The organism is Pandoraea communis (assembly GCF_902459745.1).
In the GTDB taxonomy this organism is placed as follows: domain Bacteria; phylum Pseudomonadota; class Gammaproteobacteria; order Burkholderiales; family Burkholderiaceae; genus Pandoraea; species Pandoraea communis.
In genome coordinates this window covers 618,338-637,092 of sequence record NZ_CABPSJ010000003.1, presented here as the reverse complement: position 1 = coordinate 637,092, position 18,755 = coordinate 618,338, and the positions used below count along the sequence as shown (strand labels likewise).

Annotated in this window: 18 protein-coding genes; 2 read left to right on the top strand and 16 right to left on the bottom strand. The window is 60.4% G+C overall.

Going from position 1 to position 18,755, the window contains the following annotated elements; translation table 11 throughout:
- Positions 1 to 18: 18 nt before the first annotated feature.
- The 9 genes from PCO31110_RS13765 to PCO31110_RS13725 form a co-directional block, all read right to left on the bottom strand.
- Positions 19 to 1,293, bottom strand: coding sequence for a Rieske 2Fe-2S domain-containing protein (locus tag PCO31110_RS13765; protein WP_150690659.1), 1,275 nt, complete (start codon positions 1,291 to 1,293; stop codon positions 19 to 21).
- 26 nt (positions 1,294 to 1,319) lie between these two features.
- Entirely contained in the window at positions 1,320 to 1,640 is a 321-nt protein-coding gene (locus tag PCO31110_RS13760; RefSeq protein ID WP_281350625.1) for a non-heme iron oxygenase ferredoxin subunit, read from the bottom strand.
- 20 nt (positions 1,641 to 1,660) lie between these two features.
- Positions 1,661 to 2,821, bottom strand: a complete 1,161-nt coding sequence (locus tag PCO31110_RS13755) for a Rieske 2Fe-2S domain-containing protein (protein WP_150690658.1) — start codon at positions 2,819 to 2,821, stop codon at positions 1,661 to 1,663.
- Positions 2,822 to 3,179: 358 nt separating this feature from the next.
- Positions 3,180 to 3,971: an alpha/beta fold hydrolase gene (locus tag PCO31110_RS13750; protein ID WP_150690657.1), complete on the bottom strand. Its 792-nt coding sequence runs from the start codon at positions 3,969 to 3,971 to the stop codon at positions 3,180 to 3,182.
- A gap of 63 nt (positions 3,972 to 4,034) precedes the next feature.
- A complete protein-coding gene (locus tag PCO31110_RS13745) occupies positions 4,035 to 5,162 on the bottom strand; it encodes an NAD(P)/FAD-dependent oxidoreductase (RefSeq protein ID WP_174979554.1) in 1,128 nt (375 codons plus the stop codon).
- A complete protein-coding gene (locus PCO31110_RS13740) occupies positions 5,159 to 6,301 on the bottom strand; it encodes a quinone oxidoreductase family protein (RefSeq protein ID WP_150690655.1) in 1,143 nt (380 codons plus the stop codon). Before PCO31110_RS13740 ends, PCO31110_RS13745 begins: the two co-directional genes overlap by 4 nt.
- Positions 6,302 to 6,310: 9 nt before the next feature.
- Positions 6,311 to 7,786: an APC family permease gene (locus PCO31110_RS13735; RefSeq protein ID WP_174979551.1), complete on the bottom strand. Its 1,476-nt coding sequence runs from the start codon at positions 7,784 to 7,786 to the stop codon at positions 6,311 to 6,313.
- A gap of 46 nt (positions 7,787 to 7,832) precedes the next feature.
- Positions 7,833 to 8,972: a porin gene (locus tag PCO31110_RS13730; RefSeq protein WP_246189831.1), complete on the bottom strand. Its 1,140-nt coding sequence runs from the start codon at positions 8,970 to 8,972 to the stop codon at positions 7,833 to 7,835.
- An 87-nt stretch (positions 8,973 to 9,059) separates the two neighbouring features.
- Positions 9,060 to 10,544, bottom strand: coding sequence for an NAD(P)/FAD-dependent oxidoreductase (locus tag PCO31110_RS13725; protein WP_150690652.1), 1,485 nt, complete (start codon positions 10,542 to 10,544; stop codon positions 9,060 to 9,062).
- 231 nt (positions 10,545 to 10,775) lie between these two features.
- On the opposite strand from PCO31110_RS13725, the gene PCO31110_RS13720 reads away from it, so the two are divergent.
- Positions 10,776 to 11,732, top strand: a complete 957-nt coding sequence (locus PCO31110_RS13720) for a VOC family protein (protein ID WP_150690651.1) — start codon at positions 10,776 to 10,778, stop codon at positions 11,730 to 11,732.
- Positions 11,733 to 11,812: 80 nt separating this feature from the next.
- Here the strand turns inward: PCO31110_RS13720 and PCO31110_RS13715 are convergent, their stop codons facing one another.
- Genes PCO31110_RS13715 through PCO31110_RS13700 form a run of 4 tightly spaced genes read right to left on the bottom strand, consistent with a single transcriptional unit; the run spans position 11,813 to position 14,634 of the window.
- Positions 11,813 to 12,655: an alpha/beta fold hydrolase gene (locus PCO31110_RS13715; RefSeq protein ID WP_246189830.1), complete on the bottom strand. Its 843-nt coding sequence runs from the start codon at positions 12,653 to 12,655 to the stop codon at positions 11,813 to 11,815.
- 43 nt (positions 12,656 to 12,698) lie between these two features.
- Positions 12,699 to 13,523 (bottom strand): DODA-type extradiol aromatic ring-opening family dioxygenase, encoded by an 825-nt coding sequence (locus tag PCO31110_RS13710; protein ID WP_150690649.1) that lies wholly within the window; start codon positions 13,521 to 13,523, stop codon positions 12,699 to 12,701.
- Positions 13,524 to 13,532: 9 nt separating this feature from the next.
- Entirely contained in the window at positions 13,533 to 13,808 is a 276-nt protein-coding gene (locus tag PCO31110_RS13705) for a hypothetical protein (protein ID WP_150690648.1), read from the bottom strand.
- A gap of 13 nt (positions 13,809 to 13,821) precedes the next feature.
- Positions 13,822 to 14,634: an aspartate dehydrogenase gene (locus tag PCO31110_RS13700; RefSeq protein ID WP_150690750.1), complete on the bottom strand. Its 813-nt coding sequence runs from the start codon at positions 14,632 to 14,634 to the stop codon at positions 13,822 to 13,824.
- Between the two features lie 271 nt (positions 14,635 to 14,905).
- Between PCO31110_RS13700 and PCO31110_RS13695 the strand changes: the two genes are divergently transcribed.
- Entirely contained in the window at positions 14,906 to 15,928 is a 1,023-nt protein-coding gene (locus tag PCO31110_RS13695; RefSeq protein WP_150690647.1) for a LysR substrate-binding domain-containing protein, read from the top strand.
- A gap of 18 nt (positions 15,929 to 15,946) precedes the next feature.
- On the opposite strand, the gene PCO31110_RS13690 is transcribed toward PCO31110_RS13695, so the two are convergent.
- The 3 genes from PCO31110_RS13690 to PCO31110_RS13680 form a co-directional block, all read right to left on the bottom strand.
- Positions 15,947 to 16,885 (bottom strand): 2-hydroxyacid dehydrogenase, encoded by a 939-nt coding sequence (locus tag PCO31110_RS13690; protein WP_150690646.1) that lies wholly within the window; start codon positions 16,883 to 16,885, stop codon positions 15,947 to 15,949.
- 8 nt (positions 16,886 to 16,893) lie between these two features.
- Positions 16,894 to 17,310: a VOC family protein gene (locus tag PCO31110_RS13685; protein ID WP_150690645.1), complete on the bottom strand. Its 417-nt coding sequence runs from the start codon at positions 17,308 to 17,310 to the stop codon at positions 16,894 to 16,896.
- Positions 17,311 to 17,375: 65 nt separating this feature from the next.
- Positions 17,376 to 18,602, bottom strand: a complete 1,227-nt coding sequence (locus tag PCO31110_RS13680) for an NAD(P)/FAD-dependent oxidoreductase (protein WP_150690644.1) — start codon at positions 18,600 to 18,602, stop codon at positions 17,376 to 17,378.
- Between the last annotated feature and the right edge of the window lie 153 nt (positions 18,603 to 18,755).

Here is an 18,755-nt window from a genome sequence, read left to right as displayed (position 1 = left end):
AAAGCCTGAACGCGTCTGCTATTTCACTTCGGTGTACCGAGCCGAACCTTCCTGGAAGTCCACACCGTGCGGCAGCACGACCCCGGCGGACCGCACCTTGTACAGATCCGCCTGCTTCGCCACTGCGACTTCTCCCGTCGTTTCCAACTCGTCGGCAATGCCAAGCAGCAGGCGTCGGAAGCGCACGATCGCGGCGTCGCCTGAGCCAAGGTTTTCCAGCGAACGGTCGACGATCGGCCCCATGCTCTCCTGCACGGCGGTGTCCTGCATCCCGATTCCCTCAATGCCGGTCGTACTGCGCAGGCGCTGCACCTCACGGTCGAGCCCGTAGTCGTCGGCCGCGCCAACGAGCGGCTCGTAGCTGCCATCGTCCTTCGTGTCCGAGTGCACTGCACCGTAGTCCAGCTCGTCTGCGGACAACGGGCGCTCACCATTCCAGGTCATGGTGAACACCCAGCAGTTGTAGTCGTCGATCGGCGTCCACGAATGCCCCATGACCGTGCCATCGTTCCTGCTTGGCGCGATCATCGTGTAGAACGGCAGCAGAAACTGCGTGATGCGCCAGTAATACTCGATCTCCGACGCATTGCGCCGCGCACCAATGGTCATGCCGTGGCGTGTAGGGCGCACGAAGAACTTCGGCGCCGTGTCCATTGCCAGGTATGGCACGGCAGACAGCGGCGACACCTGCTTCTGCCGGAATGGCAGATCCTTCTTGTCCGGATCCAGGAGACTGTGCAGGATGCCAACGTGGCTCGAATCGATTCCCCCCTCGACACCCTGGGCGTAGTTCGTGCGCTGCAGGCGCTTGCTGATATAGCGGTGCGTCGAAGGCACGGTGGCCCACTCCATCAGCGGGGGTTGCGCGGGTTTGTGCGCCGGATCGCCCATGTACGCCCAGATCACGCCGCCCCACTCGATGACCGGATAGTGCTTGATGCGCGTGTCCTGCAGCATCTGCGAGTTTTCCGGCTCGGCCGGCATTTCGACGATTGTGCCGTCAGTATCGAACTTCCAACCGTGATACGGGCAACGCAGCCCGCACTGCTCATTGCGCCCAAAGAACAGGTCGACCCGCCGATGCGGGCAGTACCGGTCAAGCAGACCGAGCTTGCCCTCGGTGTCGCGAAAAGCGATCAGATTCTCGCCCAGCAGACGCACACGCACCGGCGCGCCGTCGGCGGCCAGTTCTTCGGGCAGCAGGAACGGGATCCAGAAGCGGCGAAAGGCCTCGCCCATGGGAGTGCCGGGACCGACCCGACACAGACGCTCATTATCTTCTCTAGTAAACATGATGTGCTCCTGGGACCTGGATCCCGTTACTCTCCGTACAGACAATAGATGTCGTCGTTCTCGACCACGACCTCGTACGTCCTGAGCGGCGTGGTGCAGGGTTTCTCCGTGGCTTTCCCCGTACAAACGTCGAAGGCGCCGCCATGCAACGGGCAATACACGGTGGTCCCCTCAAGGTCGCCGCCAGTCAGCGCAACCATCCCGTGCGTGCACAGATCGTCAGTCACGTAGATCGAGCCGTTGACCCGGTACACGGCCAGTTCGCCATCGATACCGCGCGGACAGACCTGGCGCATTGAGCCGTCGCCCATTTCGCTTTTTCGGCACAGAAAAATTTTTTCGGCCATTCCATTCATCTCCCGATCGGTCACATGTGTTCGGGCTTTTGCACGCCACGCGCATGCTGCTGGCACAGCTCGCGCCATCTGATAATCGGAGCGTCGCCTTCGATCAACATCTCGTCGAGCCAGGAACTGTCGTTCTTGTAGTACTTCTGGAGCGCGACACGGGCGGTGATGTCCTGTGCGTTGAAACCCTCGAAGCCGATCGGCTTCCAACGGGACTGAAATTCGTGCTCGAATGCTGCACGATCCTCTTCAGACGACACCCGCTTGCCGACGGTCATCACATACAGGTGTTTGTCTGCGGACACAGGCACATACCATTCAAACTGCGTGATCTCCTGGTCGGGGAAGTTGTCTACGCGCAGTACACACGGCAGCCAGATCGATGCTGCGGTGGTACGCGTGGGTTTGTCCGACACGCGCTTGGTACCCGTGATGACGGTTTTTCCATCGACCTTCCCTTCCCAGACGCTCACGTGGTTGGCGAACAGGTCGTAGACCCCCTTCGGCCCCCCCTGCGCATCGATGATTTCCACCTTGGCCGAATCGGACAGGTGACCGATGGGCAGCGAGCGCTGTGTATTGGACACCAGCTCAGCCGTACGGTGGATGTAGACGTGCAGACCGTCGAAGCCGTTTTCTGCCCCCACGCGCCAGTTCGAATCGACGTCGTAGATCGCACCGTGAATGCTCATGTCCTCGTCGAGAAAAGTCGGCGGAACATCCTCGGCCAGCGGCGGCACCTTGACGTCGTCGTCTCCCACGAAGACGAAAATCAGTCCCTTCGCTTCCTGCACGGGATAGGACTTGATCCCCCGCCGCCCGATTGCCTTGCTGTCGGGCGCGGCCAAGATATCGCAGAGCTTGCCGTTGTCCCACTTGTAGGTGAAGCCGTGATACCAGCAGGTAATCGTATCTTTGGTGTAACACTCCACCTTTTCCGAGAATTTCACCCCTCGATGCAGGCAACGGTCACGGATCGCTTTTACCTTGCCATCCACCCGCTTCAGGAGGATCTCCTCACCGCACACGGTGGCCGACACCACCTGCGCTTCTTCAATATCGTGAGAGAGGCGCACCGGATACCAGTGATTGCGAAAACCGAGCTTGGCTTCCAGATACTTGCTCCACCGCGGCACGCGTTTGAGCAGAGCTGCATCGACGAAACTGTTTTGAGATTCCATGTTCATTCCTGGCGATATGAGGACGATTCATGATTGACTGTGTACTGTATGCAATGACTTTATTGAAACGTGGACTGCATACATCAACCTCGAAAATAAGTGGCTGATAAATACGCTACAAACGATTTCTTCGAAGGATATGAATGCATGAGACTCATGCATCGGATCGGCACGACAAAATAGCAAAGCGGACCGGAGTCCTTCCCGATCCGCCTCACGTACCACGCCCTGCACGACGATCAGAAGTCGTGGCGTATCCTCGTTGCTACGGCGAGTTGCCGGCGTGTTCCGGAGAGTGCCGGGGTAGACAGCAGGCTCGACTGCAATGCCCCGCCTGCCTGCACGAAAGGCGTGGAAATCATGTACGCATGGCCGGCTCGTGATTGTCCGTGTGTGCTTCCAGCCAGTCGCCAACCTGCTTATTGAAGGACTCGGGTGCTTCGAAATAGGCAGAGTGACCTGCCCTGTCGAGCACTATCCAATCCGCCCCGGGTACTTCCTGCCATGCCTGGCGGATCACGCCTGGGGGAAAAAGCACGTCTTCCTCGCCGGCCACGAACAGCGTCGGGACGCCGGTTAGCGCCAGCGCCCGCGGTCGGTAGCGGGTCTGAGTGCCGGTAAGCGTCTTGACTGTATAGCGGTTGAAACCTGCAATCTGAAGATACAGTTCGCTGAGCGCAGGCTGTGCGGCACGGAACGTCGCGCCAAGGACGCGTTCGAGCTGGTTGAGGTTGCGCGTCCTCTCCTGTACAGCCGAGAACTCTGTGACCATCTCTGGCGGCGGATCAAGCCACACAAGCGTATCGGCGAGCACCAGCGCTTCCACACGCTCGGGGAAGCGGCATGTGAAGTCAACTGCGGTCCCGCCCCCCATCGACTGGGCAACCAACGCTGCACGCGCGATTCCCAGGTGATCGAGCAGCCGGGTGAGATCATCGGTAAATGCGCTGCGTCCGAGTGATTCCGCATCTGTCGACCTGCCGAATCCACGAGCGTCAAAAGTAATCAACTGGAAGCGCTCAGCCCACTGCGCCAACTGGTAGAACCAACTGGCGTGGTTGCCACCGACCCCGTGCAACATGACAACCGGCTTGCCGCTGCCGTGAGTCTCGTAATAAATGCTACTGCCGCCTGTCTGAAAATATGGCATGGGATTCCTTCGTTCGTGATGCCGGTACGCGGTCCGCTTACGAACGCCCCGCGTAGCCGGAAATCATTCGGATTTGAAACGCGACGGTGCATACGGAGCGAGAAGCGCATGGCGGCGCCCGAAGACGATTTCATCAGCGATCAGTTGCCCCATCAGAGGGGCCATCGTAATGCCACTCATCATGACAGCCACGTAACAATTGGCGATGTTGTCCAGAAAGCCCGCAATCGGTTGGGTGTCCCGCGGGATCGGCACACGACCGTGCGTGACCCGTTGAAGTTCGAGCTCCGGCAAACCGGGCAACAACCGGCGCGCCTCTGCAAGCAACGCCGTACCATAGGCCTCGCTCGTGTCATCGCAAGCGGCATTCGGCGCGTAATCGAGCCCTGCGACGATGCGACCGTCTGCGTTCTGTTTCACCGAAATTCTGGGGCCGACAAGTGCCGGCAGCGCACGCCGAGGTATGGGCTTACTGTGCGCCAGACTCCCTGAAGCGATCGTATAGGCGACTTCGGCTCCCTGGCTTGCAGCCAGTGCAGCCGTACCCTCACCTGCCGCAAGCACGAGGACTTCAGGCGCTGGCAGGCCCTCTACATAGGCATGTGGCAACCCGCAGCCTTTCGCAAGCACGTTGATCTCGCTAACCGTGCGAGTCACAAACGCCACACCGAGCGCGATGCAGCGGGCACGCATGATTTTCCATACGTGCGCCGGGTCCACCACGCCATGACGTGTTGAGCAGTAGCCTGCGGTAACCGGCCCGGTCTCCACACCGTCGCAATACGACGCGAAATTCCGGGCGTCGATGCGCTCGACCGCGCTGCCCCATTGTGAAAGCCGCTCATACTGTTCGCCCAGATGCCTCGCGGCGTCGCCTTCCTCAGCCCACATCAGCGCGCCTTCCCAGCGCACGTCAAGTGCGCCGTCGAATTCGTCATCGAAGCGATGCCATGCATCGATGGCGTGGCCGTACAGCGTATTGAACTCGGGAGGACCATCGGGGTGCGTGGCAATCAACATCGCAAAGGCACCATCGGTGCAGGGCGAAATACTATCCCTCTGGTCAAGCACCGTGACATGAACACCGCGCTGCGCGAGGTGCAGCGCAATCGAAATGCCGATGATGCCTGCGCCCACCACCGTGACCGTCTTCGGGCCGTCGGCGCGACGGTAAGGCGTTGTGACGCTCATGACGCGTCTGGGCGCAGGCCGAGCTTGCACAGCAGCCTTCCGGCTTCCAGCGCACGATGCGCGTCTGCGACGCACGACATCGGAAATACTTCTCCCAACGCCAGTAGCGGGCGCGTGGCGAGCCATTCCAGCATCGCCTCGGTTGCCGCCAGAAAATGAGGCGTGCTCAGATAGTCGGTTGCCGAAAAGAGCTTCAGCGCCCAAGTTTTATCGACGTCGAACGGCTCCAGGGGAGTCTTGCCCGCCACGTAACCATAGAGAATCACTTCGCCAAACGGCTTGACGATCAGCGGATCCCGGTTGATGGTCGGGCCACCCACACCATTGAAGGAGAAATCGACACCCTCTCCATCGGTTGCATCGAGCACCGCCCCGACATAGTCGCAACCCAGTGTATCGATAGCACGCGTTGCACCGTTTTCCAAACAGAATGCGACTTCTTCGCTCCCCCGACACAGCGCCGTTATCGCACAACCCAGGGAAGCGGCAATCTGCGTGATCATCGTGCCCATACCACCCGCCGCGCCGTGAATCGCAATGCTGGCGCCCGGCGGCACGTTCGCAAGCGCGTGTACGACAAGATGAGCAAGACGGAAGTTGACGAGATAAACGAGCCCCTGTTCGAACGCGACGTTATCCGGCAACTTCACGATATCCGCGCCCGGCGCGCGCACGCCATTGTCGGACACGTGTTCGTGCGGCGATGCGAGCACGTATTCCGCGTAGCAGCCGCCAGCGAGCACCAGTGCCATCACGCGGTCACCCGGCGCGTATCCTTCCACCTCCTCGCCGCACGCCACAACGGTACCGGCAACCTCGCGACCAGGGAACCAGGGAAGAGGCGTGGCATTGAAATAGGTGCCTTTCCGCGCTTCGGCATCAGCGTAGATCATGCCGGCCAGAGCGGTGCGGATCAGCACGTCACGTGGCCCGACCGAAGGGACCGGACGATCGACAACGCGCAGATTCTCTGGCGGACCCACTTCGTCGAGGCGCACCGCGCGCATCATCGACGGCAGAGCTTCATCGTATTTCATGGTAACGGAATCCAGATATTGCAGTGAGTTAAAACCGGATGCGTCATGGCTGGGTACGACCTCACCATGACGCGACAGCATATGGACGACGGCAGAAGACACCCTGTTTCCTCAGTTCGCCACCTCGGTCGCGCCAAGCAACGCGCGCCTTGCGACGCTACTGTCGCTGAACGTCCTGTGCATCGCAACCCAGCGCACGACGCCGATCACGCCCCATACGGCAAGAATCTGCCACGAGAGCGGGATTCCGCCATTCGAAAGCATGAAGGGCTGCACGCAAGCGACAAGCGAAAGCGAAAGCGTACTCACGAGTGCGATCACGATAGTCGGCACACCACCGGGTACGCTCCAGGCCGGAGCATTGGCATGCGAGGCGCGTTTGTCACGCATACGCAGCACCAATAGTGCAATCGGCGCGCTCGCGATGACGATGCCGACGCACACAGCGGCCGCATCGAGAATCGGCAGGATCGCCCCCGGTCCGAGGCAGATGCCCGCGAAGCTCACGAGGCCGACGAGCCACACAGCACGAGTCGGCGTGCCGTACTTCGGATGCACCCTGCTTAGCGAGGCAGGAAGGAAGCGTGCGCGTGATTGCACCAGAATCACACGCGTTGCCCATACGAATGCGCCGTTCCAGACCTTGAGAATGGAAATCGTACCTGCCACCAGCACGGCCTTCGCCAGCCAGCCGCCCGGTGTCAGGCTGCCAAAGGCAGTGGCCGTAAGCATGTCAGTCTTTAGCATACCGATCCACGGCTGTGCCATGCCGACTGCGACAATCACAAGTGCATAGAACACCGCAGCGAACAGGATCGAGATCACCATTACCCGAGCGACCAGAGCAAACGACACATTGTCGTTACGTTCTTCGATCACGGGCGGAATCGACTGGAACCCTGAGAACCAGATGAGGCCCGACGAGAAAATCGCGAGTGCCCCCGACCACCAATGCGCGCCCGGGTGGGCCGAGTAAAAGAGTGGCGCAAGATTCGCGACACTCCCCTTCGAAAGGGCAATGAAGACGGCGCCTAGTGCAATCAGCAGGAACGAAACGGTGAGCAGCTTCTGTGAACCCGCCGCAAACTTCGCGCCAAAGTAGTTCTGCACCATCATGAATACGGTAATAGCTGCGCCCAGGCCCACCTGCCCCACCGACACATCGTGGCCGAGTACGTGGTAGAGCACGGTACTGCCGAACTGCGGCACGAGAGTATTGACCATCCACGTGAGCGCAATGCCTTCGAACGCGGTGACCGTGAGAATCGGCATCGTGTAGATCCACGAGACCCAGAACGCGCTTGATGCGCCAAACGCCTCGAATGTGTAGACGATCTCGCCGCCCGAAGCCGGAATGCGTGCAGCGAGTTCGGCATAGACGAGACACACGATACACATCATCAGCGCTGCGGCAGAGAGCCCGACGATTGCGCCAAGCGGACCTGCCTTTCCAAACCAGTCACCTATGATGACAATCCAGGCGGAACCGACCATCACGCCGAACGACAGCGTGAAGAGCGACATCGAACTGAATGTTTTCTTCAACGAACCCGTCTCTTCGACGTTCTCAAACGCAGTGGAAGACATATCGTTTCCTTTGACAGATTGAATGCGGCGCATGCGCCGACCGGACTCAGAAAGTATGGAAAATTCCGCTGAGCACCGAAACCTGGTTCTTTGAGCTGCTCGCCTCGCATGACGAGCCCGCACATTCGATGTTGGCGTTGGTTGCGTCACCGGCGGCACGCTGATAAATACCGGCGAGATACAGGATGGTCCGCTTCGAGAGGAAGTAGTTCACGCCCGCATTGATCTGGTGATACTGTGGCGCGAAGCCCGTCTGGTTAACCTTGCCCATGGTGTACGTGTAGGCACTCACAACTTGCACCTGCGGCGTGACGTTGTATGCGACGTTGGCTTCGATGTTGTCGAAGCGCACGTTCGCATCAGCGAGACCGCCCGTGGTATCGCCGAGCTTCCTGTAGTCGCTGTGACTCCACAGCAGGCCGAGCGTCGTCTTGCCGATCTGATACGTCCCACCAATGCCGTAAATGTCCATGCTCGACGGGTTCAGTGCGTTGTTATTGAGTGGCGAAGTCGGCGAGATCTGCGGAAACAGGATCGTGCTCCAGTTCCCCTCGGAAGCCGCGAGCGCCGGGTGATTCATGTGGAAATACGCAGCTTGGATCTTCGCGGGCCCGCTCTCGTACTTCGCGCCGAAGCTCATCGCGCTCTGGTTACCGAAGCTGCCCGCTACGCCGCCAAAGCTATACATCGCGCCCAACTGCAAACCGTTCAGATCCGGGCTCACATACTTCGCCCCATTGTTCACGCGAAACTGGTAGTTGAAGTTGTCGTTGTCGCCCGGATGCGCAAAGTAGCCGTTCCAGCGATACGTCGCACTCGTCTGCGCGAGCCAACTGGCGGACATGTCGTATTGCCGGCCAAGCGTCAGTGTGCCCCACGCGTCATTGCTCAACCCGACATAAGCCTGGCGCCCGAAAAGACGTCCGCCCTGAAACGACTGACCCGTGCTGGGCGCGAAGCCGCTTTCCAGTTGAAACACGGACTTCATGCCACCGCCCAGATCTTCCTTACCTCGCAGGCCCCAACGGCTCGGCCCTTCGGCCATGCCGGTGCTCTTGCCACCTGCCACGTTGTTCGTCCAGATCACACCACTCATCACACTGCCGTAGAGATCGACACTGCTCTGTGCATGCACTGTTGGCAGGCAGCCCAGGATCGCTGCCGTGGCAACGCCGGTTTTCGCCATCGCGCACCTGATGGACAGGTTTCTCCGAATATGTTTTGTTTGCATGATTTCAAAATTTAGGGAAGGAAACGGCGCCGTTGCTGCTGTTCACTGGCGTAATTTTTCCGTGCGTGGCTGCGCCGGAGTCGGGTCGGATAGTCCCTCAACATCGGGGAATCCAGTTGTGCTCTGCGTTGATTGCGCTGCGTGTTTCTCGGGGTCATCTACTCCGTGCGGCCCATCGCGGGACCACCGTGCGAGCCGGAACGGGGAAATGTCTGTTTCCGGCATGCGCCCCGTCACGAGGGAGGCGATGAGTCTGCCCGCTGCGAGACCGGTACCGAGTCCGCTACCGTTCAATCCGGTGGCGACGAATAGCCCAGGCGTTCGCTCAGCCGCGGAAATCACCGGCAAACCGTCAGGCGTCATGTCAAGGTAGCCAGCCCAGCTCTCAAGCAGTTCGATATCGCCCAGCGATGGGAAAAGTTCGGCAAAACGGCTTATCGTCAGTTGGGTCAACGCTTGCCCGGGCTCGGGGCGCAAGATGCGTTTTTGTTCGTAGACAGAGGTCTGATCCTGATGGCGCGCACGGCCAACACCCAGTTCGTCGAAGAACGCACGCCCGAACGACGGTTTGATCTCCCCGCGATGCGCCCACCACATTGGCAGATATCGCGACGCGAAACGCAATGCATCCGGCGTCACCTCCAGCCGGTTGTTGTTCTCCAGCCCGACGACAAAGGTGCCGTCCGGCGCCGCGCGATAGCCAACGCCTGCCACACCGGCGCAGCCAATGCACCCGGGCGGTAAATGCGCGGCAGTGCGAATACGTACGAGAGAGGAACGTACCTTCACTGACGGCAATGTGTACCCCGCATCGCGCAGCATCAGACGTGTCCATGCTCCGGTTGCCAGAACGACGGACGCACCGCGCTCGATTCCCCTCTCAGTGAGAACGCCGCGGACTTCCCCCGCTGCCGTGTCGAGTGCGCGTACCGCACAGCGGGTACGAATCTCGACACCCAGCGCTGCCGCGCGCGCGACGAGCACCTGCACGAGGTGTCGTGGATCGATCGATGTGTCGACTTCAGTCAGAAGGCCGCCCACCGTTCCCGTGGCGCAACCTGGCAGGCGTGCGGCCGTATCCGCAGCGTCAAGCAGGCGCGTCTTCACGCCGTACCGCGCCGCACCATCTGCCCATTGCTCAAGCCTCGTGAGTTGAGTCTCGTCCTTCGCGCAAAACAGCACGCCGTACGCAAGCCTGGAGGCATCCGGCATCAACGCATCGAAGCGGCTGCGGTTAAGCAGGCTTAGTGGAATTTCCACCGGTGGGCGGCCCGTTGTTCGTACCCATCCCAGGGCAAACTGACTCTGTTCACCGCCGACATCGCCCTTTTCTACGACCAGGACCGGTACGCCGGCTTCCGCAAGCTCGATCGCCGCAGACAGACCAGTCAGGCCCGCACCCACGACAATTACGCGAGAGTCACTCGAGACAGAGAAGGAGTTGGAGTATTCCGGCATGAGGACGTAATTTGATAAATTCATTTCACAGGATGGGCGAAATCTAGCCCCGCCGAAATTGGTGGACAACAGAATTAAAGTGTCACCATGGATTACGTTGAGTCATGCATCAAAATCGACGTTTCGCGTGAACCCTTGTAGTGAAAAATCCCCTGCTTTTAGTCGATACCTGAGCTTCGCTCATGCGCAATACGCGCATAAATCGTTTGTACGTGTCGGACACGAAAGATTAGGGTTGGGAGAGCAGGCTGCTGACCAATCCGGCCATCTGCTCCTCCACTCATCTACGGGTATTTCTTTATGGATAGCGACGTCTCCCAGAAACTGTTTTCTTCACGCCGTCTCGCGCACGCGAATATGTTTGTCTCCGACTATGTCAAGGCGTGCGATTTCTATCGCAATGTATTCGGCTTTGCCGAGGCTTACCGGCAACCGGATAACCTCGCCAGTTTCCTGAGCAACGGCAACACCTATCACGACTTCGCGCTCGTCGACATTCGGAGCAAATACGCGAAAGCGGGGCAACGGCCGGGCCTGAACCACCTGGCTTTCGAGGTTGACTCGGAGGCAAATCTCGTCCACGCATACAAGGCGGCACTTGCTGCCGGCATCCAGTTCATCGGCCCGGCCGACCACGACGTCGCCCACTCGATCTACCTGAAGGATCCGGACGGAAACGAGGTTGAGTTCTATGCCGACGTGGTAGAAAACTGGGAAGAAGCGCGCAAGGGAATTATCGTCAAGCAAAAGCCGAAGTGGGTGCCTGGCGAGACGAACGTGCCCGACACGCGGCACCTCTACAACCCGAACCCGAACCTCAAACGCCTTGCGGACACGCTGATCCACGGCAAACGCGTCACCCACATGGCACTGGTCACGCGGGATTTCGCAGCCATGTTCCGGTTCTATACCGAGGTGGCCGGCCTGCAGCCGTTCTTCAGCAGCCGGGATGGCACCTCGGTACTGCTGGCGGGGACGGTGAGTACCGGTGACATCGCACTGATCCGCGACGAACGGGTCACCCCCGGCCTACGTCACGTCGGCGTGGAAGTCTGGTCGGAGGAAGATCTTCGGGCCGCGGTGGAAGGTGTCGCCGAATTCGGCGGGAAAGTCGTCCGTGACGTGAATCACGCATCGCGTCACGCGGTCTGCGTCGAGGATGCCGACGGACTCGTGATGCAGTTGTACGTCAACAAGGACTGGACGCCGGGGACCATTGCCACGGCCAGCAGCGAGGATCTGCCGTTCCTGCTCTGACGCGCCCTTCAATGCAAAAAAACGCCGCCATCCCCTTGAAGGGATGACGGCGCGGGCTGTCGTATCCGGCCTAAGCCGTTCTATTCCGCCCAGTTCTCGAGCAGGAACTTCGTCGTCACGCCGACGAACACTTTGGGCGCCTCCAGCATGACCCAGTGACCCGCGTGCGGAATGAAAAAGCCCCACGAGTTTTCGATCAGTTCGAGATAGCGGAAATTTCGCGCAGGCACTGCGATCTTGTCCTCCTTCCCGCCTACCACGAGCGTCGGTGTCGTGACGCTTGCGATGCGCTCCTCGGGGTAGCTCAGGTCCGAGCGAACGATCCTGACAATCGCCGCTTGGGCGGCCGGGTCCTGCATCAGAGCATGCCGGTATTGCAACACATGCTCCTCCACCTTGAACCGGGATCCGGTCAGAGTCTCCATCACCGCTCGCATCGCCCCGAGCGTGTAGTCATACTGCTTCAGGATCTCCTTGGCGCCCGGGTCCGGATTATTGACCGCGAGTCCTGCGCTGCCCATGAGAATCAGCTTGTCGACCAGATCCGCACGCTCGATGCACACGCCTAGTGAAGTCGCCCCCCCCATCGAATTGCCGATCAGGTTGACGGGAGCCAGCTTGAGCGCCTCGATAAGGCCGATCAGATGCCGGTTGCGGCTCGCCTGATCATATGGGTAAAGCTCCGGCGACGGTTTGGACGAGCGCCCGAAGCCCGGCATGTCGTACGCGATGACCCGGAAGTTCTTCGCATATTCCTGCAAGCACCCATGCCAGTTGCCCCAACTGTCCGCGCCCGGACCACCGCCGTGGATCAGGATCAGGGGCGGCCCGCTGCCGAGTTCAAAGTAATGTGTCTCGATCCCGTCCACGGTGATCGCTCGGGAAGCGCTCTCGGCCCAGGCTGGCAGTTTCAGTTCATTCATCGCATTCATGTCCAGAAAATAAATCCCTCGCTTGTACCGACCATCAGGCGAGCTCGCTGTCGAGGTTCATCAATACTCCGCCCATGCCCGTCCACCACGAAGTCAGCGGCTCGTAGTAAATCTCGCGGCCGGTCGCATTTCCCGCCACACCCGCCGCAAATGCCCAGGCGGCAATTTCGAGCCCCCCGTTGCCGCCCTCCTCAAGAATGTCGGATCGCGTGAGCCCTGCGAGTTCAGCGCCCTGGCCAGAGATCATGCTGGCGATCACGCGCCGGTCCCACGCCTCGTTGACCTCGCCTGAACGGGGATGGCAGACCCAGTGCGACAACCCTCCGCTGCCGATGACTGCCACCCGCTCCGCTTCCGGACGGCGCGTCTGCACGAATCGCCGCAACGCCAGGCCCAATGCATATCCACGGGCGCAAGATGGCGTCGGCGACATCACGGTATTCAAATAAAGCGGCACCAGTGCGGCCCGCCCGTCCGGGTTGCTGAACGCATTAGGGAATGCAATGCCGTGGTCGGGGAGGATGTTCTCGACCGGCGTGAGATCGAAACCAACTTCCGCACAGAATTCGGCAAAGCCCGCACCGAACTCGCGATTGCCACGCAAAGGTGTTCGCGGCACCCCCATATCACCGAGCGGCTGGTACTCGTCAGCAATCCCCACCGCCAATGCGATCTGCGCATCCAGGGTGAAGTTGTTCAGGTGATCGCTCGATGCAATCACCAGAACATCCGGACGACTATCGGCGATCGCCCGCCCGATCTCCGCCATGCCGGCACTCACTCGTTCCACGGTCTCCGGAGCATCCTCCGTTGTACCGAACGTATGCGAGGTAGCCGCTACACCGACGATTTGTCCCATGGCTTTCCTTCAGTGGCGTTCTTTCAGCGAGTCGAGAAAAGGTGCAACCGAGACGGACTTCAGCCGAAGCAGTCCCTGCAGCGCGAGAAACTTGAAGCGCAGATTCGGATGAACACCAATCTGCTCCATGGCCAGGGAAATATCTGAACCCAGCAGAGCCTGCTGCCAGTCCGGTACACAATAGGCCGCGTACACTTCGCCCGGGTTTGCACGAAGCCGGGCCGTCAGGTCGCTGTCTCGGAGCGCCGCAGAAATGAGGCGGTGAAGTTCGACGGGAGGTCTCATGGAGCAAGCCTCCTCAGGTGCCCACGCGAAGCGGCGCACCGATCTTGCGCAGCGCAGCCAGCACGCTTTGCGCCGTGATGCGTCCGGTCTTCGGGTTTTCTGTCGGTATGTTCTCGATCGTCATCTCGAAGCGAGCCGAATCGGAGTCGACCACAATCGTATGGGTGTTCCGCGTCAATGCCGGATCTGCCCAGATCTCGAGCCGCGTCTCATCCGGGCCAATACCCGCCAGCGAAAGCGCCACCGCCACGTTGAGGTTGGCGGGGAAACCCACTGCCGCCTCACGAGCTGTACCGGCGAAGATCTGCATCGGCGCCTGGATGTCGCTGATGTCGATCTTGTTTTCCTCAAGGAACGGCGCCCCAACCAGACCCTTCACGGGCTTGCGGGTAATCATCCGGACCGATGAGATCTTGCCCTCCGCCGCTGCGGTCACCGCATCGAGGCCGAGCAAGGCACCGGTTGGCACCTGAATATGCCCCCCCGTCTCGCGTGCGAGATCAATCAGGTCCGGGCGGGCCAGCAGCGCACCGCAACTGAGCACAACAACCGTCTTGCCGGCACGCAGGGCCGGTTCGACGATATCGGGCAGCAGGGCCGCCGGCGCGCACTCGACGACGACGTCGCACTCCTGCGCCATTTCCTCGAAGGACATCAGGCGCGGCCTGCTGTCCAGTTGCGCGAGCCACGCCCGCGCCGCCTCCGTGTTGCGCGCTGCTGCGCCCACCAGGCTAACGCCCGGCACACCCTGATCGATTGCGGCGGCCACCGTCTTGCCAACCGTACCCAGCACTGCGATCCCGACCTTTGTTGCTTGTCTTTGCATGTTCTTCCCACATCCAAAAAATAAGACCCGCTCCTCGATACGCTCTCCGGGGAACTCGTGCAGCGATGGTAGAAGCGCGCAAACAGGGCGACAAACCATTTGTTGGTCGTGATGCATTCCTCTCAGTCATGGATCGGATCGGGACTTTCCCTCATGCTCCCCCAATAGACCAATTTTCCACTTTTCCTTTTTTTGTGTGCTGTATACAGTGACGTGCATGGCGGCACGATTACGTGTGCATACCCTGGATTCCCCACGCTAGAGGCTCACGATGGCGCAACGTCTTCCACCACTTCTTGCACTACGCGCGTTCGAGGCGGCTGGCCGCCTGCTCTCCTTCACTCTGGCTGCAGACGAGCTACACCTGACCCAGGGCGCCATCTCCCGACAGGTGCGCCAGCTCGAAGAGTTCCTGCGCCAGAAGTTGTTTATCCGCCTCACTCGACGTATCGAGCTCACAGACGCCGGGCGCGACTACCTGGAGTCGGTGCAACTCGCACTCGGCGTGGTCGAGAACGCGACGCGGCGGTGCCTGCGGGACAAGCACCGGATCCTTACGATCGACGTGTTACCGACCCTCGCGTCATATTGGCTCATGCCGAGGCTCGCCAGGTTCACGAAGATGCATTCCGACATTGAGGTGCGGCTGGTATCGTCGATAGAACCGGCAAACCTGCAGAACAAGGAGATCGACATCGCAATCCGGGTGGGCAGGCTGCCAGGGAAGCGATACAACCCCTCCTGCCCGCGCATTGACCTGGTCATGACGGACCACTGGCGGGGTCTCGACGCATGGCCGCTATTCGAGGACACGCTGGTGCCGGTCATGTCGCGCCACCTCGCGGCTCAGATGTCTCCGGTGGTCGAGCCTCTCGACCTGCTGAAATTCCGGCTGATCAACAATGCCACGCGCAAGAACGCCTGGACCGACTGGTTTGCCTGCCATGGGATCAGCCCGCTACCCTCGCTCAACATGGTCGACTATGGCCATTTCTTTATGGCACTGCAGGCCGCACGGGAAGGCGAAGGCGTTGCCCTGGTCCCCAGCATCATTTACGAGAGCCTGGACGACAGGGAACACCTCTGCAGCCCAATCCAGACTCGCGTTCCGAGTGCCGGTGAATACTATCTGCTCATGCGGGAAACCGGCCAGCACGATCCGGCTGTGGTCGCGATGCGCGACTGGCTGCTGGAAGAGGCGCTCCGGCGCCCGGAGCACCCGGGCGAGACTCTCGTGGAGTCGGTACCGATCATATTGCGCGCCGAAGCCGGGCGGATGGGGCAGGTTGTCTAGGCCTGCCCCTGCAGGCTTTCAGTACCCTCGACGGAAGTCGAGGCCTGCAAGAGGCTCGCCGCGTTCGCGCCGGGCGATTTTTTCCGCGACCTGCGCAACGCTTTCGGCAAGCAACGTTCGCGCCGAGATATGAGGCGTGATATCGATGCCCGGGTGCGACCAGAACGGATGGTCGGCAGCGAGTGGTTCGGCCCGGAACACGTCGAGTACTGCCCTGGCCAGCTTGCCACTGTCGAGCGCTGCAATGAGTTCTGTATCGTTGACGTGGCTGCCGCGCGCGAGGTTCACGATATAGCTGCTGTCGGCCATCACATCGAATAGGCTTTTTCCCAGGATCCCCTCGGTCTCAGGCGTGTTCGGCAGCAGGTTGACCATGAGGCTCGTACCCGTTGCGAACTCCATGAGTCTCTCCGGGCCAGCATAAGTGGTGACACCGGGCACCTCCTTCTCGCTCCGGCTATAGAGGCGAACCGGGAAACCGAGTCCGGCCAGTGCCGTGGCCACGGGCAGCCCAAGCTTGCCCGCACCCAGCACGCCGATGGGGAAGGCGTCGAACGAGCAGGCGTCGAGCGGTTGCCAGACACGCTCACGCGCATGTGCCTCGTAAATGTCGAAATGCCGGGCGAACCGGAGCGCGCAATAGATCGCATATTCGACCATCTGGCGAGCCATGCCCGCATCCTCAAGACGAACTACCGGCACATGGTCATCGATAAGCCCCGGATGCTCGCCAACCAGGGCCATCAGCGCGTCAACGCCAGCCCCCATATTGAAGATCGCCTTCAGGCCCGTGCGCGCGGATAACGCGGCTGGATCGCCCTTCCAGAAAATGACATAGTCCGCAGGCGCACTGTCACCTGGCAACCAAGTCCGGATATTCGCGGCCGGCATCGCCTTTCGTAGAGCATCAAGCCAGAGGGAGGGATTCACCCCGTTCATTGCAAACAGAATTTCCATGCCCCACCTTACTTCGCGAACAACTGGCTCATGTCGGCGAATGCCTTGAATTCGAGCGCATTGCCCGAGGGATCCTTGAAGAACATCGTTGCCTGCTCCCCCGTCAGCCCCTTGAATCGGATCTGCGGTTCAAGTTCGAACCTGATACCGGCCACGCGCACTCGTTCGGCCAGTGCATGGAAGGCATCCATCGACAACACCACCCCGAAGTGCGGAATCGGCACACCATGTCCGTCGACGTCGCTCTTCGACGAATTGCCGCCGTCTGCACACAGATGAGTCACGATCTGGTTGCCAAACAAGGAAAAATCGATCCAGTGATCGGTACTGCGACCTTCCTCGCATCCCAGGACCGTGCCGTAGAAATGGCGCGCCGTGTCGAGGTCATGAACGGGAAACGCGAGATGGAAAGGTGCTGCCTGCATGGTTCACACTCCTGGCGCCTGAAGCGGTGAGATGACGTGACGTCGTTGATAGATGATGGCGGGGATCAGCCGTATTGATAGGGGTCTGCGGCCGGATCCGCGATGACGTCTCCAGGCACTACCGCCCCTTTCATGACCAACGGTCGGCTTTTCCGCATCTCACGTGCCGCATTGACCGTCGTGACGCCGCAGATAGCCGACTGGTTGAGGTGGAAGATTGAAAACGAACCCGTGGCACAATCCCCGCGGACAACTTCGCTTGTCCCATGCGGATTGCCGAACACCAACACGCTGTAATCGTACTGATCCGTCCAGTACGACATCATCGCGGCGTATGCGTGCTGGCAGATACCGATCATGCACTGAGCCACATGTGCCCCATGATCGGCGGCGTGCTGCCACGTCTCTTCGCGACGATGCCCACCGGTACGTTCGTTAAAGTGGAAGGCGACCTCCCCCGCCGCATAGATGTCTGGCGCACTCGTGCGCCCCTGACCATCGACGAGAATCCCTTCTGGACGGGTCTCGATCCCGGCATCCCGCGCGAGCTCCATGTTCGGCACCGCGCCGATGCCGACGAGCACGAGATCAACGTCCAGCGTTGAATCGTCGGAGAGCATCACGCGATATCGCCCGTCCCGTGCTTCGACGCGTGACAGATGTATCGCGCACCGGATATCGACACCGTGGTTCTCGTGTGTGCGGGCCAGGAAGGCAGACAGTATCGGGCTCGCCGAGCGACCGAGCGGCCGCGCACCCGGTTCGATCACGCTCACCCGAAATCCGGCCGCGCGGGCGGCCGCAGAAACTTCCAGACCGATGATACCGGCGCCGACCACCAGCAAATGGCCTGCGCCGCCCAACTTCACCATCTCGCGACGCAATGCCTGCGCATCCGCCAGCGTGCGCAGATAATGCACGTGCGCGGCCCCGGGAGGAAATATGTCGAGAACTCGGGCACGAGATCCTGTTGCCAGCAGCAGTTGGTCATAGTCGATCCGGCGACCGTCGGACAACACAACGGAATGACCTGACGCGTCGATGGAAATCGCATGGGCACCGAGCAAAAGTTCGACTCCCTTTGCGCGATAGAAGGCCTCATCACGCAACCAGACGCTTGCCGGAAGTTCGTCGGCACGCAGCACATCCTTCGAGAGGGGCGGCCGGTCGTACGGGGCAGCCGCTTCGTCGCTGAGCAGTACGATGCGCCCCTCGTACTTTCCGTCCCGGAGCGCTTCTGCCGCCGAAACGCCGGCCACTCCCCCACCAATGATGACAATCGGGCGATCCATGATTCCGTACTCTCTGCTCTGTAGATTTCAGACGATGCAGCGTAACGGGCAGCCGTGAGTGTTATCAAATCATTTTTCGACTCGACACCCATGAGCATAAATCATGCATATCCGCCGACTTCCGGTCGCCGCCTGTCGGAAACTGCGCGATAT